22 protein-coding genes are annotated in these 25,754 nt (G+C 39.0%); 12 read left to right on the plus strand and 10 right to left on the minus strand.

All coding sequences use genetic code 11. The features are described from left to right. Positions 1-81: 81 nt before the first annotated feature. Positions 82-978 carry a LysR substrate-binding domain-containing protein gene (locus tag I8T81_RS02015; protein WP_198072020.1) on the plus strand — a complete coding sequence of 299 codons (897 nt, stop codon included), beginning with the start codon at positions 82-84 and terminating at the stop codon, positions 976-978. Positions 979-1,015: 37 nt separating this feature from the next. Here the strand turns inward: I8T81_RS02015 and I8T81_RS02020 are convergent, their stop codons facing one another. Next, positions 1,016-1,726, minus strand: coding sequence for a cysteate racemase (locus I8T81_RS02020; protein WP_191028827.1), 711 nt, complete (start codon positions 1,724-1,726; stop codon positions 1,016-1,018). Between the two features lie 235 nt (positions 1,727-1,961). After that, positions 1,962-2,828 (minus strand): LysR family transcriptional regulator, encoded by an 867-nt coding sequence (locus tag I8T81_RS02025; RefSeq protein ID WP_198072021.1) that lies wholly within the window; start codon positions 2,826-2,828, stop codon positions 1,962-1,964. Between the two features lie 108 nt (positions 2,829-2,936). Between I8T81_RS02025 and I8T81_RS02030 the strand changes: the two genes are divergently transcribed. Further along, the gene (locus tag I8T81_RS02030) at positions 2,937-3,839 is read left to right on the plus strand and encodes a DMT family transporter (protein ID WP_198072022.1); all 903 of its coding nucleotides are present in this window, start codon (positions 2,937-2,939) and stop codon (positions 3,837-3,839) included. A gap of 36 nt (positions 3,840-3,875) precedes the next feature. Further along, the gene (locus I8T81_RS02035; protein WP_198072023.1) at positions 3,876-4,160 is read left to right on the plus strand and encodes a YciI family protein; all 285 of its coding nucleotides are present in this window, start codon (positions 3,876-3,878) and stop codon (positions 4,158-4,160) included. A gap of 52 nt (positions 4,161-4,212) precedes the next feature. Here I8T81_RS02035 and glyS read toward each other — a convergent pair whose 3' ends face one another. From glyS to I8T81_RS02050, 3 genes are all read right to left on the minus strand, one after another. Then, positions 4,213-6,282, minus strand: a complete 2,070-nt coding sequence (gene glyS, locus I8T81_RS02040; protein WP_198072024.1) for a glycine--tRNA ligase subunit beta — start codon at positions 6,280-6,282, stop codon at positions 4,213-4,215. Continuing rightward, positions 6,282-7,259 (minus strand): glycine--tRNA ligase subunit alpha, encoded by a 978-nt coding sequence (glyQ, locus tag I8T81_RS02045; RefSeq protein WP_002044989.1) that lies wholly within the window; start codon positions 7,257-7,259, stop codon positions 6,282-6,284. Before glyQ ends, glyS begins: the two co-directional genes overlap by 1 nt. Before the next feature lie 89 nt (positions 7,260-7,348). Further along, complete coding sequence (locus I8T81_RS02050) at positions 7,349-7,774, minus strand: hypothetical protein (protein WP_039253539.1); 426 nt, start codon at positions 7,772-7,774, stop codon at positions 7,349-7,351. A 29-nt stretch (positions 7,775-7,803) separates the two neighbouring features. Here I8T81_RS02050 and I8T81_RS02055 point away from each other — a divergent pair, with 29 nt between their 5' ends. The 4 genes from I8T81_RS02055 to I8T81_RS02070 all read left to right on the plus strand — a co-directional run bounded on the left by I8T81_RS02055 (position 7,804) and on the right by I8T81_RS02070 (position 11,625). Beyond that, complete coding sequence (locus I8T81_RS02055; RefSeq protein WP_198072025.1) at positions 7,804-8,220, plus strand: lysozyme inhibitor LprI family protein; 417 nt, start codon at positions 7,804-7,806, stop codon at positions 8,218-8,220. Between the two features lie 109 nt (positions 8,221-8,329). After that, the gene (locus I8T81_RS02060) at positions 8,330-9,592 is read left to right on the plus strand and encodes a putative DNA modification/repair radical SAM protein (RefSeq protein WP_077163599.1); all 1,263 of its coding nucleotides are present in this window, start codon (positions 8,330-8,332) and stop codon (positions 9,590-9,592) included. 2 nt (positions 9,593-9,594) lie between these two features. Further along, complete coding sequence (locus I8T81_RS02065) at positions 9,595-10,392, plus strand: TIGR03915 family putative DNA repair protein (protein WP_198072026.1); 798 nt, start codon at positions 9,595-9,597, stop codon at positions 10,390-10,392. 132 nt (positions 10,393-10,524) lie between these two features. Next, the gene (locus I8T81_RS02070; protein WP_198072027.1) at positions 10,525-11,625 is read left to right on the plus strand and encodes an HPP family protein; all 1,101 of its coding nucleotides are present in this window, start codon (positions 10,525-10,527) and stop codon (positions 11,623-11,625) included. Between the two features lie 68 nt (positions 11,626-11,693). On the opposite strand, the gene I8T81_RS02075 is transcribed toward I8T81_RS02070, so the two are convergent. Further along, the gene (locus I8T81_RS02075; protein ID WP_191016456.1) at positions 11,694-11,948 is read right to left on the minus strand and encodes a PspC domain-containing protein; all 255 of its coding nucleotides are present in this window, start codon (positions 11,946-11,948) and stop codon (positions 11,694-11,696) included. Positions 11,949-12,189: 241 nt separating this feature from the next. Here I8T81_RS02075 and I8T81_RS02080 point away from each other — a divergent pair, with 241 nt between their 5' ends. Beyond that, on the plus strand, positions 12,190-12,849 hold the full coding sequence (locus tag I8T81_RS02080; protein WP_151750438.1) for a hypothetical protein: 660 nt from the start codon (positions 12,190-12,192) through the stop codon (positions 12,847-12,849). Between the two features lie 69 nt (positions 12,850-12,918). Here the strand turns inward: I8T81_RS02080 and I8T81_RS02085 are convergent, their stop codons facing one another. Continuing rightward, on the minus strand, positions 12,919-14,742 hold the full coding sequence (locus I8T81_RS02085; RefSeq protein ID WP_077168962.1) for an acyl-CoA dehydrogenase C-terminal domain-containing protein: 1,824 nt from the start codon (positions 14,740-14,742) through the stop codon (positions 12,919-12,921). A gap of 256 nt (positions 14,743-14,998) precedes the next feature. On the opposite strand from I8T81_RS02085, the gene I8T81_RS02090 reads away from it, so the two are divergent. Further along, positions 14,999-17,347: a hypothetical protein gene (locus I8T81_RS02090; protein ID WP_198072028.1), complete on the plus strand. Its 2,349-nt coding sequence runs from the start codon at positions 14,999-15,001 to the stop codon at positions 17,345-17,347. Between the two features lie 48 nt (positions 17,348-17,395). On the opposite strand, the gene aroE is transcribed toward I8T81_RS02090, so the two are convergent. From aroE to ribA, 3 genes are all read right to left on the minus strand, one after another. Continuing rightward, positions 17,396-18,184, minus strand: coding sequence for a shikimate dehydrogenase (gene aroE / locus I8T81_RS02095; protein WP_198072029.1), 789 nt, complete (start codon positions 18,182-18,184; stop codon positions 17,396-17,398). A 178-nt stretch (positions 18,185-18,362) separates the two neighbouring features. Continuing rightward, positions 18,363-19,313, minus strand: coding sequence for an oxygen-dependent coproporphyrinogen oxidase (gene hemF, locus I8T81_RS02100; protein ID WP_198072030.1), 951 nt, complete (start codon positions 19,311-19,313; stop codon positions 18,363-18,365). Positions 19,314-19,440: 127 nt separating this feature from the next. Then, the gene (ribA, locus tag I8T81_RS02105) at positions 19,441-20,043 is read right to left on the minus strand and encodes a GTP cyclohydrolase II (protein ID WP_001121170.1); all 603 of its coding nucleotides are present in this window, start codon (positions 20,041-20,043) and stop codon (positions 19,441-19,443) included. 303 nt (positions 20,044-20,346) lie between these two features. On the opposite strand from ribA, the gene dxs reads away from it, so the two are divergent. The 3 genes from dxs to I8T81_RS02120 all read left to right on the plus strand — a co-directional run bounded on the left by dxs (position 20,347) and on the right by I8T81_RS02120 (position 25,507). Next, on the plus strand, positions 20,347-22,251 hold the full coding sequence (gene dxs / locus I8T81_RS02110) for a 1-deoxy-D-xylulose-5-phosphate synthase (protein WP_198072031.1): 1,905 nt from the start codon (positions 20,347-20,349) through the stop codon (positions 22,249-22,251). 119 nt (positions 22,252-22,370) lie between these two features. Further along, complete coding sequence (locus I8T81_RS02115) at positions 22,371-23,201, plus strand: inositol monophosphatase family protein (RefSeq protein ID WP_019457801.1); 831 nt, start codon at positions 22,371-22,373, stop codon at positions 23,199-23,201. Between the two features lie 410 nt (positions 23,202-23,611). After that, the gene (locus I8T81_RS02120; RefSeq protein ID WP_077163590.1) at positions 23,612-25,507 is read left to right on the plus strand and encodes a DEAD/DEAH box helicase; all 1,896 of its coding nucleotides are present in this window, start codon (positions 23,612-23,614) and stop codon (positions 25,505-25,507) included. Positions 25,508-25,754 lie beyond the last annotated feature (247 nt).

The raw sequence follows: 25,754 nt of genomic DNA on the forward strand, positions 1-25,754 counted from the left end.
TACGATTTGATTACGATAAATCATCATTTCAAATATACTTAAATAGCTTATCTAAATTCCTAGAATGATCTGGAGCTTCAGGTGATACAAAATATAGAATTAAAATGGTTATATGATCTGATCATTCTAGAAAAATACCGAAATTTTACAATCGCTTCTGATATTAGAAATATTTCACAGTCTTCTCTAAGCCGCCGTATTCAGGCTCTAGAAAGTAGTTTGGGGTTTGAGGTTTTTGACCGAGAAACTTCGCCGTTACAGCTTACAGAAAAGGGTAAGCTTTTTGTTCTACACGCCAGAAATTTGCTAGATGATTTTGAGTTCAATATAGATCGAATTAAAGGTGACAATCATGTTAGAAGTAAAGTCACTATTGCATCTGCGCATTCTTTGGCAGGTTATATTTTTCCTAAAATTTTAGGAAATTTAAAAGACTACCAAGAAAAGATTTTTCATGTTGAAGCCATTAACGTAAATGAAACCGTAGATTCTCTTAAAAATGGTCAATGTGACTTTATCGCATCATTTTATGATGATGATCTTATGAATCCACAGTTCTTGTGCCATAAACTATTTTCAGCAAAGCTTTATTTAGTCACTGCACCTAATCATTTAGGTCGTCCCAAATATTCACTCGAAGATGCTTCAGTTCCGCTCATGAATTACACCGACGATAGTTACATGGGTAAAAAAGTAAATAAGTTTCTACAAGAGCATCATTCAGACAAATTTGAGACAAACTTTGTGTCTTCAATGAGTTTATTGCTTAAGGACATGATCAAAGGTGGGTATGGAGTAGGGTGGTTACCCGATTACAGTATTGAGGAGGAGCTTGAAAAAAATCAACTTTTGATTGTGCCTTTGAAAGATTCAGTTTTATCTGTAGATATTTACTTATATCGTAGTAGTGCGAGGCTCAATACAGCTTCTGAAAGTTTATGGAACTTTATGAAGGCAATTGATTGGACAAATGCCTAAATCATTTTATGCATAAGTTGCATTATATTTCATTTAACTATGCAACTTTTGCTATGGGAGCGTTTTGATACCACGCAATCGCATTTTTAATGAGTACGTCGGTTGTGTCGATGAATAGTTCAGGATAAGCCTCAATACTTTCTTCTAAAATGAGAGGTATTTCTGTACAAGCCAACAGGAATTTTATATTTCTCTTGTTAGTGTAAAAATTAATAACTTCCTTCATCATTTCTTTAGATTGTTGAATATTCCCTGCTTTGTATTGGTAAATACTTTGCATTACTTTATTTTGCATTTCGGCAGAAGGAGTAGAGAAACCAATACTATTTTCAATAAACTGGCTTTGATAAAGCTCGGTGTTTATTGTGGCAGATGTAGCAAGAATACACACCTCATCAATTTGACTGTCTTGAATAAAATGAACCGCAGACTCAATGATACTGATCATTTTAGTTTGGGTACGCTTTTGCAGTTGGTTAAACCAGAAATGAGCAGTATTACAAGGAATAATGATACAACCGACTTGTGCTGCTTCTAAGATTTTAAGATATTCAGCCATTTTCTCGAGTGGTTTATCATCATGATTTATAATGGATTGAGTTCTGTCAGGAATATCTGGGATAGAAACTGTAACGACAGGAATATGTTCTTGATCACAATGTGCTGGTGTATTTTTAATAATTTTATTCATAGCATCAATCGTAGCTTGTGGGCCCATGCCACCTAAAATTCCAATTGCTTTATTCATGTTGGGTGACTCAAAAAATTCTATAGGTTTAGAATGAGCTTATTTTTATTGTGATCATTGCAAAAAGCGGATGGCTTATGCAGATTTAATTTCTAAATTAAAAATTAATTTAATTTAAAGTATTTGTTTTATAAGTATAAAATTTAAATTTCTGTAATTTAGTCATGCTTTTCATGCATGACAATTTCATATAAAGCATAGATTTTTGCATGGATAGTTTGTTTTAGGCAAAAATCTAAACGATAAATTCAGATTTAATCAATTCTAAAAACATATCTCTTGCTTTGTGATTGCTTACATTTTTGTGCCAGAAAAACTGGTTTTGCATAAAGGTAAGATGTTCAAATTTATAGCCTCGAATATTGGTTAAATTTTTATATTGCTCAAAAAGACTCTTCGGCACTAAAGACACGCCAGAGCCTGCACTCACGCAACCAATAATCGTGGCATAACTGGTAATGCTCGTAATTGGAAGCGAAATATTTTTAAGCTTAAGCCATTCTTCAAGAGCAGCTCTGTAAGGGCAGCCCTCCGTCCACATAAAAATTTCCTTACCAATCAAATCTTCTTGGCAGTGGATTTCACCGAAAGATTCTGGGGCAATTAAAATAATTTCTTCTTGATAAATACCGAGCTTATTTAACATTGGAAATTCAATATTACCCGCGACAATTGCACCATCGAGTTTATGCTGAGAAATATCAACTAATAGCTGTTTCCATGTGCCAGTAATAATTTGAATGGAAACCTCTGGATAGCGCTGATGATATTTCGCAAGTAAGCTAGGCAGACGAGTTGTGGCAGACGATTCAATCGCTCCAATTTTGAGTGGGCCAGAAGGCGGTGCATCTGGGTGAATACTACGTTTTGCCTCATCACATAGCGCTAAAATTTTATGGCAATAATTAAGAAAGATTTCTCCAGATGGAGTGAGGTTTAAACTTTTTCCTTCCCGATAAAACAGTGGCGTACCAAGTTCTTCTTCGAGTTGTTTAATGCGCGTTGTGATATTGGATGGTACGCAATGTAGTTGGATTGATGCCTTTGCCATTGTTCCGCATTCAACCACTGTTTGAAACATTTTTAACTGAGTGATATCCATGTTTTATCATTCACTTTTAATGAATATATGACTCAATATAAGTTAATTTTATTCAACTATCCATGCGCATATGATGAAAGAGTTCCATTTCATTAGTGCAGATTTAACATGGCAATTTCTCTTGCTGCCGAAACCCAGCCTCCAGCTTTTAAGCTTTACTTATGTATTGCTATTACTGTCTTTTGTTGGGGGTATTCACCTATTGGGGTACATAGTGCCTTGCATTCATATACACCGCAGCATATAGCTTTGCTCCGCTTTTTGATTGCATCTGTTTTTTTACTGCTTTTGGTCATGAAAAAAGGTATTCAGCCATTAAAGTGGAAAGATATTCCTGCACTTGGGATGTTGGGATTTTTCTCTGTAACGCTACATCACTTACTTATAAATACCGGGCAGCAGTATGTTACTGCTGTTGCTTCCAGCATTTTGAGTCAATCTATTCCGCTATTCACTTTTATTATTTCAGCTTTGCTTTTTAAAGAAAAAATTAGTTTTAAACAGTGGTTGTGTATTTTGCTTGGCCTTTGTGGCGCCGTTTTAGTGGTTAGTGGAGATCATGGTTTTGGTGTGCCGAGCCCTTATAGTTTGTTGATTGTTTTAGCTGCAATTGCATGGGGGCTTTATTTTAATTTATATAAAAAATTTGCTTTAAATTATGATGCTTTGAGCATGATGTGCTACATCATTTGGTTCGGTACCATTCCTTTACTATTTTATAGTGCCCATTTACCGAATGAGATGTTACATGCCACTTGGCAAGCCAATATGTCAGTTGTCCTATTAGGTATTTTTCCAAGTGCAATGGCGTATGTGCTTTGGGGATATGTACTTAAAAATATGTCGTTAACGATTGCATCGAATTTTTTGTATTGTTCCCCGATTGTCGCGATGAGTTTGGCAGTTGTTTTCTTAAATGAAAAACCATCAATGATGGTGCTGCTAGGTGGAGTAATTATTGTAGGGAGTTTGGTGTGGATGAATTGGGGGAATAGGCGTACTATCGAATAAGCATATGTAATGCGCTACTTGCTTTAAGAGAATGAGATGATTGTTGTTACCTTGACCTATAAAAAACCATTAGCCGAAGTTGATGCTGTACTCAAAGAACATATTGCATTTTTAGATCGTTACTATGAGCAAAAGAAGTTTTTAGCGTCGGGGCGCCGGGAAAATAGAGTAGGTGGGGTAATTTTAGTTCTAAGCTCTTCGATTCCAGAAGCTGAAGAAATCATGAAAAATGATCCGTTTTATATTCATGATGTTGCTGATTATGATTTTATGTGGTTTGAGCCATCGAAAAGTTTAGAAGAAATTAAAGAATTTGTTTAACGTAAAAAATAAAGGGATCTATAAAAGATCCCTTTATTTAATAATGAGCTAATTAACCCTGCAACACACTCACATCAGCTACAGCAGTAAACAAGTTACGTAACTGAGCCAATAAACGTAAACGGTTTGCTTTCAGGTCAACATCATCTGCCATTACCATTACACCATCAAAGAATGCATCAATCGGCGCGCGAAGTGCTGCAAGCTTAGAGAGTGCAGCAGTGTAGTCTTTTGCTGCAAGTAATGGTTCAACCACAGGTGTAACTGCTTGAAGCTCAGCGAATAATGCTTTTTCAGCATCTTCAACCAAATTTGCTTCAACTACAGAACCTTCTGGTGTCGCTTCTTTTGCAAGAATATTAGCAACACGTTTGTTTGCAGCAGCAAGTGCAGCAGCTTCAGGTAATGTACGGAAGTGATTAACTGCATTTACGCGCTTGTCAAAATCAAGTGGAGACTTCGGTGCAAGTGCTTGAACTGCTTGAAGTACGTCAACAGCAACACCTTGGTCTTCGTACTTAGCACGGTAACGACCTTCCAAGAATGCAACAGCATCTGCACGAGTCTTGTCGTGGTCTTTAACGATATCGCCATAACCTTGAAGTGCAAGATTTACTAACTCTTCAATCGTTACATCTAATTCATTTTCAATGATTAAACGTAAAATACCAATTGCTGAACGACGAAGTGCAAACGGGTCTTTAGAACCTGTAGGCGCTTGTCCAATACCGAAAATACCAACAAGCGTATCTAAACGGTCAGCAAGAGCAATCGTTGTACCTGTTTTAGTTTTAGGTAAAACATCACCCGCAAATTTTGGTAAATATTGCTCACCTAAAGCTTCTGAAACTTCAGTGTTTTCGCCTTCAATACGTGCGTAGTAAGTACCAGCAATACCTTGAAGTTCTGGGAACTCACCTACAAGCTCAGAGGTTAAGTCGCATTTAGCAAGTAATGCAGCTTTTTCAGCATCGGCTGTGTTTGCACCAGTGATTGAAGATAATGCAACAGCAAGTTTTGCAATACGTGTTGATTTGTCCCAAAGCGTACCAAGTTGTGCTTGGAATACCATGTTTGCTAATTTTTCTTTACGAGATGCAAGCGGTTGCTTTTGATCTTGTAAGAAGAAGAACTCAGCATCAGACAAACGAGGGCGAACAACTTTTTCGTTACCTTCAATAATTTGAGTCGGGTCTTTAGACTCAATATTTGAAACAGTAATGAAGTAAGGCTGTAATTTACCTTCCGCATTGATCAAACAGAAATACTTCTGGTTGTCTTGCATTGTCGTAATAAGAGCTTCTTGAGGAACAGCTAAGTAGCGTTCTTCAAAAGTTGCACGTAAAGCTACAGGCCATTCAACGAGGCTTGTTACTTCGTCAAGTAAATCAGCTGGAACAATCGCAGTTGCGTTCACTTCATCAGCCAACTTTTTCACTTGTTCTTGAATGGTTGCTTGACGTTTTTCAAAGTTCGCAACAACGTAAGCTTTTTCTAAAGCAGCTAAATAATCATTTGCATGCGCTAAAGTCACTGCTTCAGGTGCATGGAAGCGGTGACCATAAGTCACATTGCCAGCTTTATGATCTTGAATAGTCGCGTCAATAATTTGGTCATCTTTGAGTAAAAGAACCCATTTCACTGGACGTACAAATTCGGTACGGCTTGCCGCAGAACGCATACGCTTAGCAATTGGTAAATTGTCTAATGCAGTTTGTAAAATCTGTGGAAGTAAAGCATCAAGACTTTGACCTTTTACATCTTTTAAATAGCAAACTTTTTCAACTTTACCTGCTTGGAAAGTAGAAAGCTGATCAACTGTAATACCTTGACCACGCATAAAGCCTTCGAGCGCTTTAGTCGGTTTGCCTTCTGCATCATAAGCTGCTTGAACAGCAGGGCCATCAAAACGCTTTTGTGTGTCTGCCTGAGCAGCATCGATATCAACAATTTTAAGTGCTAAACGACGTGGAGCTGCATAAGCTTCAATTGATGCGAAGTTTAAACCTGCATCTTTTAAGCCTTTTTCTGTTTCAGCTTTTAGGGCATCACGTAATGTTTTTAAGCTTTTTGGTGGAAGTTCTTCACAGCCAAGTTCGAATAAAACAGTATGTTTGCTCATTAGTTTTTCTCCGCCTTTGCTGCTTCACTTTCAGCTTGTGCTTTTAGCTGTGCCAATACTTCATCACGTAAGTGTGGTTCTGCCATTGGGAAGCCAAGCTCTGCACGTGCTTGTACATAACTTTGTGCAATAGCACGCGCTAAAGTACGTACACGTAAAATGTAACGTTGACGCTCAGTCACAGAAATTGCGCCACGTGCATCAAGCAAGTTAAAGGTATGAGATGCTTTAACCACTTGCTCATAAGCAGGAAGAGAAAGTTTTGCTTCTATTAGACGATTTGCTTCTGATTCATAAAAATCAAACAGTTCAAATAGTTTTTCAACTGGAGCGTATTCAAAGTTATAAGTGGATTGCTCAACTTCATTTTGATGGAATACGTCGCCGTAAGTTACAGTACCGAATTGGCCTTTAGTCCAAACAAGGTCATAAACCGAGTCAACACCTTGAAGGTACATTGCAAGACGTTCTAAACCGTAAGTGATTTCGCCTGTTACTGGGTAACATTCAACACCACCGACTTGTTGGAAGTAAGTAAACTGAGTTACTTCCATACCATTAAGCCAAACTTCCCAACCTAAGCCCCAAGCACCTAGCGTTGGAGATTCCCAGTTGTCTTCTACGAAACGGATGTCGTGAGTAAGCGTATCAATCCCGATTGCTTTTAAAGAATCAAGATAAAGCTGTTGGATGTTGTCTGGGTTTGGCTTAAGTACCACTTGGAACTGGTAGTAGTGTTGCAAACGGTTCGGGTTTTCACCATAGCGGCCATCTTTTGGACGACGTGAAGGTTGAACGTATGCCGCGTTCCAAGTCTCAGGGCCTAAAGCACGTAAGAATGTTGCGGTGTGGAATGTTCCAGCGCCCATTTCCATGTCGTAAGGTTGTAATACGACGCAGCCTTGTTCGGCCCAATAGTTTTGTAGGGCAAGAATTAAGCCCTGAAATGTATCAATATGCGAGATGGCGCGACTCATGTAGCATCCACGAATTTATGAGAAAAATTGCCCCTAAGTATAAGGATTTTGTAGGGGAGTGGCAAAGGCTTAATCAAAGGAATGCGCGATTAGCTTATTTGTTTTCGGCTTAGCCACTTCAAGCTTAACCAGTAGCAAAAGCCGGTAAATAAAATCATGAGATAAAAACTGTAAATCTTATAAATATCCCACCAAGGAGATGGAAATGACCCGACAAAAAACAAACGTGCAATAGGGCTTATCAAAATCCAGATCGCAGTTGCGCTAATGAAAATACTCATCAGATTTAAACGATTTTTACGGGCGAGTAAATATGAAATGACATATGTGAAAGGAATAACTAGAAGGCCATAAAAAAGTAAATAAAATAAGAAGTGGGCTAGAAAAATAACTCCAATCGAATAAAGGTTGAACTCAGCATTTAATGTCATTACCCCTAAGGCAGATAAACTTAGCAATGGGATAGGTGCAAGCGCAAGTGCGTGAATAATCGTTTTTTTGTTATATTGAAGCATATTAAAAATTATAGAATCGAGAATTAATTATGCTGAAATTTTGTTGCAAACTCATAGTTTTATCCAGTCTTTTTTATAGTCCATGGCTATATGCGCAGACTGATGCTGACGAGCAAGATGAATACAACCAATGTGTAGAACAGACTATTAAGGAAATGAAGCTTGAAAGTATTAATAACATGGTTGTGTATAGTTGTTCTGATAAAGCTAAAAAGATTTATGAAGAAAAAATTGTTGCTCTCATTGATCAAATTCGTACACAAAGCGAAGAATACAAACAGCCAGAACGTTACCAAGATATTTTAAAATCTCAGCGACTCTGGAAAGCCTATGTAGATCAGGAATGTAATAATGCAGGTTTATACATTGGCTCACCGATGTATTCGTATTGCCCTATGCAAGAATATGAAAAGCGTGTAAAGCAGCTTGAAGAATACGTTAATTAAGCTAGTTCATTTTAAACGTCATCTCATGACGCTGAGCGTACTTCACTAGATTAAATTTAAGAATGCGACATGATATTTTTTAAACGATGCCATAAATGAGCCGTTTGATATGTCTGATCGCATTCGAGAAAAACTACAGATTCTTGCTGATGCTGCTAAATATGATGTGTCTTGTTCATCAAGTGGCAGTGACCGTAAAAACAAAGATAAAGGTCTAGGGGATGCTAGCCATTCGGGTATTTGCCATAGCTATACTGAAGATGGCCGCTGTGTATCTCTCTTAAAAATTCTATTTAGTAATGTTTGTATTTTTGACTGCGCCTACTGTGTTTCACGTCGCTCTAACGACGTCCAGCGTGCAGCATTTACCGTGCAAGAGGTTGTAGACTTAACCATTAATTTTTACCGCCGTAATTATATTGAAGGCTTATTTTTGAGCTCTGGCATTTTTAAATCGGCGGATCATACGATGGAGCGTATGCTTCAAGTCGTAAAGAAATTGCGCCTTGAAGAAAATTTTAATGGCTATATTCATTTAAAAACTATTCCGGGGGCATCGCCTGAACTGATTCATGAAGCAGGTTTATACGCTGACCGAATGAGTATTAATTTAGAGATGCCAACTGAGATTGGGCTAAAAACTTTCGCCCCAGAAAAATCACATCAGGAAGTACAAAAAGATTTAGGACTAGTCCGTGACAGGCTCATTCAGCTTAAAGATGAGCGTCAAATCATTAAGCATGTACCAAAATATGTACCAGCAGGGCAAACCACTCAAATGGTAGTGGGAGCACATCAAGAGTCAGACCAAGATGTCTTGTTTATGGCAGACAAGCACTATAAGGAATTTAAACTCAAGCGCGTCTATTTTTCGGGTTATATTCCAATTAATACTGAAAATAATTACTTGCCAGCAGTGGGTTCCGCACCGCCGTTGCTTCGTGAAAACCGACTTTATCAAAGCGATTGGCTCATGCGCTTTTACGGTTTTCAGGTCAATGAAATCGTTAATGAAAAACATCCAAATTTAGATTTGGATGTAGACCCTAAATTAAGCTGGGCTTTAAGGCATCCTGAACAGTTTCCGGTAGATTTAAACCGTGCAGATTATCAAATGATTTTGCGTGTACCGGGCATTGGAGTGAAATCGGCCAAGAAAATTGTGCAGGCTCGCCGTTTTGGAAAAATCCATATCGATTTACTTAAAAAACTAGGCGTGGCCTACCAGCGTGCAAAATTCTTTATTCGCTGTGAAGACAGCCCAAAATTCCAAAAGGAATTATCTTCTGGCTATATCCGACAGCAGATTTTAACGCAGGGATCTTCGAAATATGTGCAGCAACTCTCGCCACAATTAAGCCTTGGGTTTTAGCCATGTTTAATGAGGAAGTTGCTTACTATTTTGATGGTTCAATGGTTGGGCTACTAAGCTGTGTTTTTCGTGCATTTCAATTTAAAGAATTACAGGTCAAACTCTGCCTGAATGATGCAGCTCAGCATGGCTTATTTGCCGATAAAATTGAGGTTGCAAATAACGAGCAACATGCCGAACGTGTGTGGTCTGCGCTACAAAAAAAGCTTTCATCTTCTTCGTTAAAACAATTTTATTTTGCTTATTTATCTGAATCTTTAGATGCCTATCAGCATTTATTTAATTATTGTATTTATGTGTTTAGTAGTCATTCGTCTGTAGAAAAAGATTATTCGCACCTAAGTGTTTTAGCGATTGCGCAGTGGACGAAAAAAGTCGGGCGAGAAAAGCATCGCATGGAAGCTTTTATTCGGTTTAAGAAAACTAAAGATGAGCTTTTTTTAAGTTTAGTACGTCCTGATTTTAATGTTTTACCCCTTATTCAGCCGCATTTTAAACGGCGTTATCAAGATCAGCGTTGGCTCATTTATGACGAGCAACGTAAGTTTGGAATTTATTATGATTTACGTGAAATATATGAAGTTTCACTCGAAGCCTCTGAAGTTGACCGTAATTTTAAAAATGGCATGAGTCAAAGCTTTCAACTTGAGTTAGATGAGCAGGAAGTTTTATATGACCAGCTTTGGAAAGATTATTTCAAGAGCGTAAATATTACAGAACGCCAGAATATAAAACTTCATGTGCAGTATTTGCCAAAACGTTACTGGCGCTACTTAAATGAAAAATTGATGGAATATTAAAGTTTTAAAATAGTAAGAATAACTTCAAAAAATTCTCTGAGCATTGAAAGATATAATTTAAATGCATTTTATACGGCTTTCGGCGTATACTTTTGCCCGTTATAAATAACGGCATATCCCCAAAGGTGTACTGTGAGTGTTATACAGCGAGAATGGTTACAGATTTTAAAACCAAATTTTAAGGTTTTACCACTAAAAGAGCGATTGCTTTGCGGTATTGGAGCACTATGTGGTTTAGCAATTTCTTCCTTAATTAGTTGGTATGTTCTTGGCGGAATTAATGCTTGGTACATCGCGCCTATGGGTGCCTCATCTGTTCTTTTATTTGCAGTTTCAACCAGTCCATTGGCTCAACCTTGGAATGTGATTGTTGGCAATACTTTAGCTGGCATTATTGGCGTTGCTTGTGCACAGTGGATTCCTGATTTAACTACGGCTTTTAGTGTGGCTGTCGGGCTTGCCATCTTTTTAATGATGACTACCGACTCTTTGCACCCACCAAGTGGAGCAGTTGCAATTACGGCTGTACTGGGTGGTGCAGCCATCCATAAATTAGGCTTTTATTTTATTTTTTATCCAGTTTTACTCAATTCGCTTCTTTTACTTGGGTTTGCTGTTTTCTTCAATCGATTGATTGGGCGACATTATCCCGTTACCGCACATTTAAATGAGCGAAGTAAGGACCCAACGCCAACTCAGAAAGTGTCGATTCAGCCAAAAGATATCGAGTATGCATTAGGGCATCACACTGAACTGTTAGATATTAGCCAGTACGACTTAGAAAAAATCATTTTAGAAGCGCAAGAACATGCTAATGAACGTATGGTGAACCAATATATCTGTCAGGATATTATGAGCCGTGATGTGATTAAACTACATGAAAATGACGATATTCATCAGGCACTCGATAAGTTTAAACAACAGAATCTTATGAGTTTACCTGTGGTCAATGCAGAAAACCATTTGGTCGGAACTTTAGCGCTCTATGAAGTCGTAGAATGGTTTAAAGGCGCAGCCGATCCAAGAAACTCTTGGCAGCATTATGTTAAGCAGATCATGAGTCGTCGAGTGGTTACTGTACTACCAACCCAACCTATTCAAGATTTAGTGCCATACTTTGTTGAAAAGTCTTTTAACTACATTCCTGTTGTTGAAAATCGTAAGCTTATAGGAATGATTAGCCGTGCAGATATGATTGCTGCATTACAGCAACAGTTAAATCGGAAGCTATAATTTTAGAATAAAAAAAGCTACGGTTGATTAGGGGATGCAACCGTAGCGACCAAAATAAACTAAGTTATTTAATGTACTTGTTCTTCTCGTACAGTACGAACAGGCTGTTGATAACCTTGGACTTGTTCAGGCTGTCTTTTAGGAATGACTAACCATAAAACGAGATAAACTAAAATCCCTGGGAAAGCCGCACTCATTACCGAAACCAATACGAAAATAATGCGTAATAAATTTGCGTTCCAACCAAAACGTTCAGCAATACCGCCCATTACACCGGCGATCATGCTTTGTCGGTTCGAGCGATATAAACCAGAATTGGCCATCTAATTCTCCTCAAATATATAAACTACAAGGAATCATTTATTCACTTGTTTAATAAAGATATGGAGATCGAATTACCAAGTTAAAGTCTTAATAAAACTAAAAATGGTTAAAATATGTAAACGATTTAAGGGAATGAAAGAAACATCAACTAAAATGCACTTTTTCAGGGCTAAATCTTATTTATATAGGTAAATAGTTCTTGGATTAAAGATAAACTTGTAACATTGCTGTCGTATTTAAATGATGTATATATCTTTGAAGCAGTCTGGTTTTGTAATAAAGCATTTAGGTTTAATGATTATCCTAGGTATAGGGTTAACTGCCTGCGATGTAAACCATGCTGAATCGAAAGATCATTCCAGTGTATCCAAGACAGCTTCAAAGCATGAAAATGACGCTATAAAAAATAACTCGGCAGTAACAACTTTAGATGCTGCTGCTGGTCGGACTTTTCTACCAAATAATTCACAAGGCCACTTACAAAAATTGTCGGCCTCATCGTTACAGTATGTTGGACGTTATCATACTCGCATATCTTGTACAGATGCTTTTGCTGATTGTGAGAACGGGGAAGCTGAATATATTTTAAATTTACTAGCTGATGGTTCTGCCTACTGGAATGTAGTTCATTACGGACGTATAGGTACTAAAGATGGTGCTAAAAGTGCGGTTGTAAATCAATTGTGTCCTAACTTAACGTGGAAAGTAGATAATGTAGAACATAATTTAATTATTCATTGCCCCGCATCAGATGTGAATTTCTATTTTAATATTGATTCAGAACGAATTTTATCGGTAAATTTAGAAAAACTCTTTTATAGTGATTATGGTAAAAATCGTGAGTTTCTAGAACAAAATTATTTTGTTCCTACAAAAGCTTATATCCTTAAAAAAGAATAAAGTTAATTTAAATATAAAAAAAGAGCGCAATATAAATTGCGCTCTTTTAATTTCAGTATTTACAAATCATTAGTAGTCGAAGCTAAAGTGTTCAACTGGTAATGAAGTAAGTGTGCGAGATGTAGTTACCATCGATTCTGCATGACCTTGTGCACGTGGCAATAAACGGTCGAAGTAGAAATCAGCAACTTTAATTTTTGCTTTATAGAATTCAGCAGTTTCTTGACCGTTGCCAGCTTCTAATTTTTCAGAAGCAATCACAGCTTGTTGAGCCCAGAAGTAAGCCATCATGACATAGCCTGAGAACATTAAGAAATCTACAGAAGCAGAAGACACGATGTCGCGGTCTTTACGTGCAGCAAGCATGATACGAACTGTTAACGTGTTCCACTGAGCACAAAGCTTAGTTAAGTCCCAAGCAAAACGACGTAAGTATTTATTACGGGCGTGAGCAGCACAGAATTTTAAGATTTCAGCAGTGTATTCACGTACTACTTTACCTTTTGAACTTAACAACACTTTACGACCAATTAAGTCGAGTGCTTGAACACCAGTTGTTCCTTCGTATAGGGTCGCAATACGTGCATCACGTGCGATTTGCTCCATACCCCATTCTTTAATATAACCATGACCACCGTAAACTTGCATACCGTGGTTGGCTGCTTCTAAACCAAGTTCAGTTAAGAAACCTTTTAAGATCGGTGTATAGAAACCAAGTTTGTCATCGTAGTCTTCAAAAGCAGCTTGATCACCACGTGTTAACGCATCTGTCATTTTGTCAGCAATTTGCGCAGCATAGTAAATCATTGCACGACCGCCTTCAGCGATCGCTTTTTGAGTTAAAAGCATACGGCGTACGTCTGCGTGGTGAATGATTGCATCAGCAACTTTATCTGGATCTTTCTTACCAGAAAGCGCACGCATAGACATACGGTCTTTAGCATATGGAAGAGCACCTTGGAAAGATAACTCAGCATGTGCAATACCTTGAACTGCAGTACCGATACGCGCTGTGTTCATGAAGGTAAACATTGCATGTAAACCTTTGTTTACTTCACCAATTAGATAACCTGTTGCATTATCAAAGTTGAGTACAGCAGTTGCAGAAGCACGAATACCCATTTTGTGTTCAATTGAACCACAAGTTACGGTATTGCGTTCACCCACACCGCCATCTGCTGTAGGCATGAATTTAGGTACGATAAACAATGAAATACCACGTGTACCTGCTGGCGCATCTGGAAGACGAGCAAGTACGATGTGAATAATGTTTTCAGTTAAATCGTGTTCACCCGCAGAAATAAATATTTTTGTACCCGTGAGTTTGTAAGTACCATCTGCTTGAGGTTCAGCTTTGGTTTTTACTTGGCCTAAGTCTGTACCACATTGAGGTTCTGTTAAGCACATTGTGCCGCTCCATGTACCTTCAACAAGTTTAGGCATATATGTTTGTTTTTGCTCATCTGTACCGAATTGCAAAATCGTGTTCATACAACCTGAGCTTAATCCTGGATACATGGTAAATGACCAGTTTGCAGTACCCATCATCTCTGATTTAATCAGGTTTAGAGACATTGGTAGGCCTTGACCACCAAATTCTTCAGGATAAGAAAGTCCTTGCCAGCCACCCATTACGAACTGGTCATAAGCTTCTTTAAAACCTTTTGGCGTTTTTACTTCGCCGTTGTCAAAATGGCAACCTTCTTCATCGCCAGATTGGTTAAGTGGTGACAGTACGTTTTCACAATAATCTGCCGCACCTTCAAGAATCATATCTACAGTATCTGGATCTGCACTTTCACCATTTGATAAAGTTTTATAGTGAGCAGGATAATCTAGTACTTCATTCATTAAGAAGCGGATATCGTGTAGGGGAGCTTTATATGCTGGCATGGCTTTAATCCTAATTTTGAATCATTGTGGGATTATCTCAATCGATGATTTGATTATTCACTCGCATGATAAAAATACAATGTTAATCACACCCGAAAAGAATGTCAGAAAAGCGAATTTTGTCGAAAATAAATACACCGTAAATTATATTTTCTGATAAAGTCAGGTCTTATACTTTTATGTGAAAAAACAACTAATTTTTTATTTTTAGCAAGTTTTGCTGAAAAGATAAAGCGATAAGGTTTTAAAAAAGGTTATGCATTTAAAATATCTCAGTTTATGTTTATTTAGTTTGGGCTTGACGGCGTGTGCGCAACACAGTGTGCGTCCGCAATTGGCATCTGCGAATTTAGAGCAAAAAGCTATTCAAAGCGTTAACGCGATGTATGAATATCCAAGTTATGATTATCGCGGAAACTTTAAAATTACGGTTGATCCATCACAAATAAAGCAAAATTCAAAAGCTGAAAATACACCTAAGCTTGATGCTGAATTACAAAAGAAAGTCGATCAGTACCTACGTGAGCAAAAGGTTGGCTTAAGTAAAGCACAGAAACAAACCCTCTATGCGGCTATTGCAAATGAACAAGGTGATTTGGGACTGACCCCATCAGCACGTTCTGACAAAGTAAACGCCGTATTAATTAATTTATTAAATGATCTTCAATTTAGCTATGACGGCTCAATTCATTATCGTCAGAAAATGGGTTCATTTAACCTAACTGCCAGATATGAAAAGCCAACGCTATTGGTCCAGGCAAAATTGCCAATGGTGCTTGATTTAGAAAATTATAAGTTTTATGTAAATTACTTTGGTTTAATGCCGTATTTAGTCAATAAAGAAAATCAAAACAATTTAACTTACATTGATTTTTCAAAGTACAAAGACTTCTTTAAAAATGTCGATATGAAGAAGTTTGTTGAATATCTTAAAGCTTCTAGTGCAGTGTCATATCGTTTGGCTGACCCGCAAAACTTACAACGTGTATCTCTGACAGATAGTGATCGTAAGGCTGGGGCTGTTGATAAAATTCGTTTGAAAACTACGATTGAAGAGTTGCTTTTAGAAGTTGAGCTGTATGGTCAGGTCAATGATAAATACCTTCAAAAAAGTGTTTTAGGCTTCGATAATGAAAAGATGGCAGAAAAGGTAGCAACTGAGCTTGCTGCTTCTGAAGCAAAAAAAGGAGCAACTAATAAGGAAGAACAAAAAGTTTCTTCCGATGATGCTGCTGCTGTAAGTCAGGAACTATATAGTTTAATCAACGCACACTTTGATGACGCTCTTTCATCAGATGATGAAGGTGAAGATAATTTAAGTGCGGCGGCGCAAGCTCCTGAAGCTGCAGATGCATCGGCTTCTGAAGACGAAGATGCCAGTGAAGAAGCTGCTGCAGATGGTGTACAAGATGCACAAGCTGAAGAGGTTGTAACACTCACTGAAGATCAATGTATTGAATTAAAATCACTGAAGAAACCTGTTGCTTTAGGCGATATTAATTATTGCCAAGTCTATGGCATTGACGTACTAGACCAGAGCGCTGCAAGTGCTGAAAAAGTTCAAACTAAGTCTCGCCGAGACGCTTTAAAACAAACGTTTGAAGCTTATAACCAAAATCAGTTTATCAATGATGAAGCTTTCAAAGCTTTATGGTTAAAACATAAAGCTGAGATTGAGCAAGCTTTACCGAAGCAAAGAAATCCAATCACGATTGATGTGGCTTTAGATGATAAAGGCCGTGCAGTGAACATGGCTTATGATGTTGCTTACACGCCAGCCGAGTTTAAACATAGCTTCAATATTAAAGCTGATATGCAAATTTTAAACTATGGCAAAGCAACCTCAATTGATCAGCAGCAGCTTAAACAAGCTAAATCTGTAGCTGAAGCAAGTAAAGGTTCTATGCTAGAAAACTTTATTAAAGGCTTTGGTGATAAACTCGGTCAAGGTGATGTGTTAGAGCATCCAGTGGGCACGCATAGTGACGTACAAGATCTAGATGCAAATCTGGCTGTACTTGCAGATAAAACCTATGACGCAACGCATGCCTATGACAAAACTTATAAAGCAGTATTTATTGCCAAATTGACTGCTGAAAAACCGTCATATATTAAGTATTACTCTGTTCAACAGCTACAAGAAATTGCTGAGGTTTATGCTTACTGGTTCTCGGAAGAAGATACCTATACTCCTCAAGGAAAAGCCTTAGAACGCATTACAGCTTTACAGAAAAAGCATCATCTTGAGCAAGATGAGCAGTTTGACCATGAGTTAGGTCGTGCTGTAGATCATATTGTAATAGAGACCATGCAAGGTAAAGCAGGGCGTGAAGCTTGGCAGAACCTACAGAAGCAATATAAGCAACCAGCCCAACTTTTCTCAAAACAGTATCAGTTAGAGTTTGAAAAACAAAACGGTGTTTCTGCTGAAGAAAAACATTTGTTATCAGAAACGGCTGATATTTTAGGGAACGTTTATGTGGCAGCTCGTAAACAACAGCTTACGGAAAAAACAATTCAGAAGTTAAAACCTGAACATAATGAATTTATTGATTATGAAATTTTCCGAGATGTTTATAAGCAAATGGTCGCTGCTAAAAAATAGTAAATGAGATAAAAAAAGAACCTACTTGATGTAGGTTCTTTTTTTTAATTATAGAAAATCTTTTAAGTCTGGTTTTACGTCATTCCAGATGTAAAAAGCTTCAATCGCTTGGCCTACTAACATGCCAAAACCTTCTGCATAAGGCACATTGCGTTGTTTCGCTTGATCTAGGAAACTAGATGGCTTGCCGTAAGCCATTTCATAAGCATGTTTGAATTGTAATTTTTCAGGAAGTTGTAAAGCATCACCTGAAAGACTTGCAGACGTCGCATTAATTACAATATCAAAATTCCCTTCTAAGTCATTTAGTGAAATTGCTTGTAGTTGAGCTTGTGGAACTGCTGTTTTTAAGTCATCTACGAGTTGCTCTGCACGAGCCAGAGTTCGATTTGCAATAACGATTTTTTTAGCGCCAGCTTGTACAAGCGGATAAATAACTCCACGAGTTGCACCACCAGCCCCTAAAATTAAAATAGTTGTATTTTCAAGATTCCATTCTAATGCTTGAATTGCGGCAACTAAGCCTTGACCGTCAGTATTGTCACCATGCAATTTGCCATTTTCCATCCATAACGTATTTACAGCTTTAGCAATTTGGGCACGCTCAGTTAACACATCACATAAAGCAAAAGCTTGCTCTTTAAACGGAACGGTAACGTTCATACCACTTCCGCCCTCTGCAAAGAAACTACGCATGCTCGATTCAAAACCGTCGAGAGGGGCCAGACGTTTTTGATAGTTTAGATCAACACCTGTTTTTTGAGCGAAAGCATGATGCAATTCAGGAGAGCGTGATTGTTCGATCGGGTTGCCAATTACTGCAAACTGTTTGGTCATTCTTGTATCCAAAATTTTAAAATGGCGTGAAGCAGATAAAGCCTATACTGAATATTCAGCAGGCCTCACTATAAGTCAAATTGGCACAAGAAAAAATATTAGGAGGGTTTCAGAAACCTTGAAAAATAAAAAAGGAGATTCTTTAGGGTGGAAGCCAAAGAATCCCCAAAACAAAAAATTAAGCAACTTTTTCTTTTAAACCTAACCAATCACGAGGTTTTAAGTAATAGTCAGTTAAACGCTTCTCTGGAGAGTCTTCATCCCATTCAGGACGATAAGACCATGCAGCTAAATTAGGAAGACTGACTAAAATAGACTCGATACGGCCACCTGTTTGTAGACCAAATAAAGTACCACGGTCATACACTAGGTTATATTCAACATATCTGCCGCGGCGATAAAGCTGAAATTCTCGTTGAGCTTCGGTATAAGGTTGTTCACGGTGTTTTTCGAAAATTGGCAAAATGGCATTTAAATAACCGTTGCCTACAGCTTGAATATATTTAAAGCAAGTTTCGAAATCCCAGCAATTTAAGTCATCAAAAAATAAACCACCGACACCGCGCTGTTCGTCGCGATGCTTTAAATAAAAGTAGTCATCACACCATTGCTTGTGTTCGTTGTAAACATTGTCGCCAAAAGGTTTACATAGGTCATAAGCAGCTTGATGCCAATTTAAAACATCTTGGTCATCTGGATAAAATGGCGTTAAGTCAAAACCACCACCAAACCACCAAATCGGATCTTGTCCTTCACGTTCTGCAACGAATAAACGAACATTTGCATGAGATGTTGGAATATTTGGGTTTTTAGGGTGAATAACTAAAGAAACACCTAGTGCTTGAGCTTTAGCGCCTGCAATTTGAGGGTGACGTTCTGTTGCAGAAGCAGGAAGTTTGCTAATGTTGATGTGAGAAAACATCACGCCGCCTTTTTCGATCACTGTGCCATTTTGCAGCACACGTGAACGACCGCCGCCGCCTTCTGGACGTTCCCAATCATCAATAATAAATTCTGCATTACCACCGCCAGCTTTTTCTTGTTGTTCTAAACCAGCGCAAATACGGGCTTGTAAATCGAGGAGAAATTCGCGGACACGTTGAATATCTGTGGAAGTCGGATGTTGCATAATGACCCTCAAAGATGATTGATATAAATTAAATACATCAAAACATAAAACCATAAAAAAAGTAAGGGATTTTTTCTAAATCTTGAAAAAATCCCTTAAACATTGTTTTTAAACTATAGACTTGAAATCAAAAATCATCTTTTTGATAAAGGTGATCCATTCTTTCACGTTTGGTTTTTAAATATTGTTCATTAAAAGGATTACGACCTACGGTTAACGGTACGCGGTCTACAACGTTAATACCTTGATCTTTGAGTGCCTGAATTTTCAAAGGATTATTGGTAATTAACTTCACTTCTTTTACTTTTAAGTGGTCGAGCATAATGCTACACATATCGTAACGACGTGCATCGGCAGGTAAATTCAGTAGTAAATTAGCATCTACGGTGTCATGTCCCTGATCTTGTAGGGCATAAGCACGAATTTTATTGGTTAAACCAATTCCACGACCTTCTTGGCGTAAATATAAAATTACGCCTTGTCCTGCTTCATTGATGAGTTTTTGAGTCGCTTGTAATTGTGGGCCACAATCACATTTCAATGACGCAAAAGCATCACCTGTTAAGCATTCAGAATGTACACGGACTAAAACAGGGCCTGTTGGCGGATTTTCTAACCCTTTAGAAAGTGCCACATGTTCTTCACCTGTTGCTGGATCTTGAAACACAGAAATATTGAATTCACCAAAAGCGGTCGGGAGTTTTGATGTTGCAATGAACTCTATAGGCACAGATTAACTCATCTTTTAACCGAAAACGGTTTAAAGTATAGCGTAATGCTGGGAGATTGGTCGAATTGTCATAATCATTTTGCACACTAAGGTTTTCTTTTTTGTATAAAGAAGACGATAATAGTTGATAAATAGTCAGATTATTCAGGATAATCTGCCAACCATACCCATAATGTATGAGAGACTGCTTTGCATGATCTCGTTCGCAAATGTGGCTGATTGAAGGTGACTTCATTCGATTGTATGATCGACCCATTTTGACCCAGCTTAGGATTTGCCAGGCTTATAAAGGCTTTGCCACATATGTTGTATACCGAAATTCCAACTCAACGCCCTGTTACGCCATTGTTAGATGCAATTGATCATCCTCAACAATTACGTCAGCTCGAGCATAGCCAACTGGTTCAAGTGGCTGATGAGTTGCGTCAATATATTTTATATGCAGCAGGCCAGAGTGGTGGCCATTTCGGTGCTAACCTCGGCGTGGTTGAGCTGACGGTTGCGCTGCATTATTGCTTTAATACACCAAATGACCGTTTAGTTTGGGATGTGGGACATCAAGCATACCCACATAAAATCCTGACTGGACGTCGTGAACAAATTACCACTATCCGTTCAAAAAATGGTTTAGCAGCTTTCCCTGCCAGAGAAGAATCAGTTTTTGATACTTTCGGAGTGGGGCACTCATCGACAGCTATTTCTGCTGGCTTGGGCATGTCACTTGCACGTCGCTATCAAAATGACCCATGTGAAGTGGTATGTATTGTGGGTGATGGGGCAATGACTGCGGGCATGGCTTTTGAAGCAATGAACGACGCTGTTGCACATGATGCTGACTTGATTGTTGTCCTTAATGACAATGACATGTCAATTTCTTGCAGTACGGGTGGCTTCGCTAAGCATTTAGCTGCAATTTGGGAAAAGGGTCATTTAGTCAATGTAGATGAACATGGTGAGGCTTACATTCAGCCACACCCAAAATGGACTTATAACTCTCGCCTACACCAATCAGCAACCGATGCAGCAGATAATTTATTTAAAGCAATTGGTTTTGACTATTTTGGTCCATTTGATGGGCATGATGTTACTCAATTAGCTCAAGTTTTTAACGCGCTCAAAAAACGTAAAGGACCGCGTTTAGTACACGTTTATACCAAGAAAGGAAAAGGATTTGCTCCTGCTGAAGCAGACCCGATCACTTACCATGCGATTGGTAAAATAAATGCGACCTCAGGTGGCAAAACTCCACCAAAGTATTCTGATGTATTTGGTGAGTGGTTGTGTGATGAAGCTACTCGAGATGAACGTCTGCTTGCGATCACACCTGCGATGTGTGAAGGCTCAGGCATGGTTAAATTTGCCAAGCAATTTCCACAGCGTTTCTTTGATGTCGCCATTGCAGAGCAGCATGCTGTAACACTTGCGGCTGGTATGGCTTGCGAAGGGCTCAAACCTGTTGTTGCAATTTATTCAACATTCTTGCAGCGCGGTTACGATCAGCTTATTCATGATGTTGCCTTGCAAAACCTTGATGTAACTTTCGGAATCGACCGTGCAGGTTTAGTGGGTGAAGACGGCCCAACTCATGCTGGTGCTTATGACTATGCTTATATGCGTACTGTCCCGAATATGGTGATCATGGCGCCAAAAGACGAAAATGAATGTCGTCAAATGCTTCATACTGCTTATGTCTACAATGGCCCAGCTGCAGTACGCTATCCACGTGGTGCTGGTGTTGGTGTCGAAATTCAAAAAGAAATGACGGTTCTTGAATTAGGTAAAGCTGAAATCGTTGCAGAAATTAATGCAAACAATGATGAGCAAATTACAATTCTAGCGTTTGGTAGCCGTGTCATGGTTGCTATAGAAGCTGGTGAGCAACTTGCACAGAAACATGATGTCGGTGTGCGTGTGGTAAACATGCGCTTTGTAAAACCGCTTGATGAACAAATCATTCGAGACTTGGCTGAGCATACTCATTTATTCGTAACAGTTGAAGAACATGCGATTATGGGTGGCGCAGGTAGTGCAGTGAATGAGTTTATGGCACAAGAACAAATTGTTAAACCTATCATTAACTTAGGTTTGCCGGACTCATTCTTGCATCAGGCTTCACATAATCAAATGCTGCAAGATTGTGGTCTAGATACGAAAGGTATTTTGAACTCAATTGAGAGAGCTTGGCTTAAGCAAAATCAGGTCGTTTAAGCCTTTCACAAAAAATTTGAAACATTTTTTCCCATAAAGCGCATTCATTTGCTAAAATGTTCGCGCTTTTATGCATTATTCTTTGTCAAAATCTTCAAATTTCTTGTAGTGGGTGTTCAATGGAACCTATGGTGGTTATGGCTGCGCGTGCGGCTCAAACAGTTGGTCAAGAGCTTTTAAAAGCGCATCAAAATCGTCATAAACTCGATTTGCAAGTTGAAGAGAAAGGCATTGATGGCCCGGTAACACGTGTAGATCGTTATTTAGAACAATTAACGATTGATACATTACGTAAAAGTTATAAAAACCATAGCTTCTTAGGTGAAGAGTTTGGTATGCAAGAAGGCAAAGGCCACGATGCAGACTGGTGCTGGGTCATTGACCCGCTTGATGGCACGCAAAACTTTATTAATGGTTTCCCTCATTTCTGTATTTCTATTGCAGTTCAACATAAAGGCGTTACTCAGCACGGCGTAATTTACGACCCAGTGCGTGACGAATTGTTCTCTGCAAGTCGCGGTCGCGGTGCGGTTATGAACCAACGCCGTATTCGTGTAAATGTAAAAGATAGCTTAGAAAATACATTCTTGGCAGTAGGCCATCCTTACCGTGCTAAACGTGCTGGTGAGATCGTATCTTATGCAGAACAACATTTCGCATCATTATTAGCAGTGACTCAAGCGGGCGCTCAAATCCGTCGTGGTGGTTCAGCTGCTCTAGACTTGGCTTATGTTGCTGCTGGTCGTTTCGATGGTTTCTTTGAACTTGGTTTAAAACCATGGGACATCGCTGCTGGTGAGCTTATTATTAAAGAAGCGGGCGGTGTAGTTGTTGATGCTCGTGGTGGCAATGATTCACTTGAAAATGGCCAAGTGATCGCATGTTCACTTAAAATGTTAAAGCCATTAATGCAAACTGTTGTTCCTGCTTGGGACAAAGCTGCAAAATAATTTAGAAATAGTTTCTCTGTTAAGACCCTCTTTTTATAGAGGGTTTTAACTTTTTAATGATCGGTAAAATACAAATAATAATAGAAATAACGAGAAAGTTGATTAAAACACATGACTTTTAAATTCTTTCTGCTATAATCCGCCCACGCACTTAAATTTCCGTTCATTACCTGAACATTCTGTTCTATTCATTGTAAGCGCACGCTGTCCATAGAGAGGACCATTTCTTGCGCCCCGATCGCTCAGCGATTCTTCAGGTTCGGCCGTAATCAAGCGTGCGTTTAATCCACATCGTCGTTACTCGGATTGCCGCTGAATAATAAGGTTCAGCTAATTTTGCTTTGCCGCTTTGTGCCGATGTCTATTTTGTACTTATTAAAAATGGAGCACCCATTAGGGTGAAACTCTCTATGAGCAAAACTTTTGCCGAATTTTCTTTGCATGAAACCTTACAACAAGCGCTTGAAGGTTTAGGTTTTACTACCCCGACTCCTGTGCAAGAACAATCTATTCCTGCAGCTTTAGAAGGTAAAGACCTTTTAGTTTCTAGCCAGACTGGTTCTGGTAAAACTGCAGCTTTCTTATTGCCAACATTAAATAACTTGGCTGGTCAAGAAACTTTCGTTCCGTTCAAAGAACGCATGAAAGCAGTAACTCAACCAAATATTTTGGTTATTTCTCCTACTCGTGAATTAGCTCAACAAGTAAGCCAAGATGCAATTGCATTTGTACGCCACATGAAAGGTGTTCGTATTGCTGCAATTATGGGTGGTATGCCATTTGCTAAACAAATTCAACAGTTAAAAGGCGCGCAAGTTGTTGTTGCAACACCGGGTCGTTTACTTGACTTGGTAAACCGTCGTCAAATTAAATTAGACCAAGTAGATGCTTTAATTGTTGATGAAGCGGACCGTATGCTTGACCTAGGCTTCTCTGAAGACTTAGAAGCAATTAGCGAATTAGCGGCTAACCGTAAACAAACATTAATGTTCTCTGCAACATTTGCTGATCGTATTATTCGTCTTGCAGCATGCATGATGAAAGATCCTATGCGTATCGCAATTGAAACTGGTCATTCAACCAATACAGATATTACGCAAACATTGCATTGGACTGATGGCTTTGAGCACAAGAAAAAATTACTTACTCATTGGTTAAGTGATGAAAACTTAGATCAAGCTGTAGTTTTTGCAAGCACTCAAGAAGACACTGATATGTTGGCTGAAGAACTTGCAGAAGCAGGTCATTCAGTTGTTGCACTTCATGGTGCGATGCCACAAACAGTTCGTAACCGTCGTTTACGTAGTATCCGTGAAGGTCGTGCGAAGATCTTAGTTGCAACTGACGTTGCTGCTCGTGGTCTTGACGTACCGACTATTTCTCACGTAATTAACTTTGGTCTTCCGATGAAGCACGAAGACTACGTACACCGTATTGGTCGTACAGGTCGTGCTGGTCGTACAGGTCAAGCGATTACTTTAGCGACTTATCGTGAACGCGGTAAGATTCGTGCACTTGAAGAATATTTAGAAGCTCGTTTAAGCGTTTCTGAAATTGAAGGCTTAGAGCCATCTCCACCTCCTGCTCGTTCAGGTCGTGATGGTGGTGGTCGTGGTCGTGGCGGCAATGGCGGTGGCCGTGATGGTCGTCGTGGTGGCGGTTTTGGTGGTGGTCGTCGTTTTGAAGGCGAAAGCAACTTCAAACGTCGTGAAGGTGGTCGTGATGACCGTCCACGTCGTAGCTTTGATGACAAGCCACGTGGTGATCGTCCATTTGGTGGCGAAGATCGTCCACGTCGTGAGTTCAATTCAGATCGTCCACGCCGTGAAGGTGGTTTTGAAGACCGTCCACGTCGCGAAGGCGGTTTTGAAGATCGTCCACGTCGTGAGTTCAACTCAGACCGTCCGCGTCGTGAAGGTGGTTTCAATGATAAACCGCGTTTTGACTCGAATGATGACAACCGTGGTAACCGTGTAGACTATAAACCACGTCGTGAAAGCGGTTTTGGTGATCGTCCAAAACGTAGCTTCGGTGGTGAAGATCGTCCACGTCGTAGTTTTGATGACAAGCCACGTGGTGAGCGTCCGTCATTTGGTGGCGAAGATCGTCCACGTCGTGAGTTCAACTCAGATCGTCCACGTCGCGAAGGTGGTTTTAATGATAAGCCACGTCGTAGCTTTGATGACAAACCTCGTGGTGAACGTCCATCGTTTGGCGGTGAAGATCGTCCAAAACGTAGCTTCGGTGGTGAAGATCGCCCACGTCGTAGTTTTGATGACAAACCACGTCGTAAATTCGACCGTTGATCTTTAAAAAGACTTAAAAAAAGGCCAGTTAACAAACTGGCCTTTTTTATTTTTCAGTTTTGCTATAAAATAATAAAGTGTGAAGCAGTTCAAATTTAATTGTAATAATGCGTAAAAGTAATCGAAAAAGGGCATCTTTGACATGGTTGAGTAAATTATTACTTCAACATGGTTTGCCATATCTTTTTATTGTACTCGCTTTGTGCAATGGGATTTACTTTGCCTATGCTTTGCTAACAGGCCATTT

Origin of the sequence: Acinetobacter seifertii (assembly GCF_016064815.1) — a bacterium.
GTDB lineage: Bacteria > Pseudomonadota > Gammaproteobacteria > Pseudomonadales > Moraxellaceae > Acinetobacter > Acinetobacter seifertii.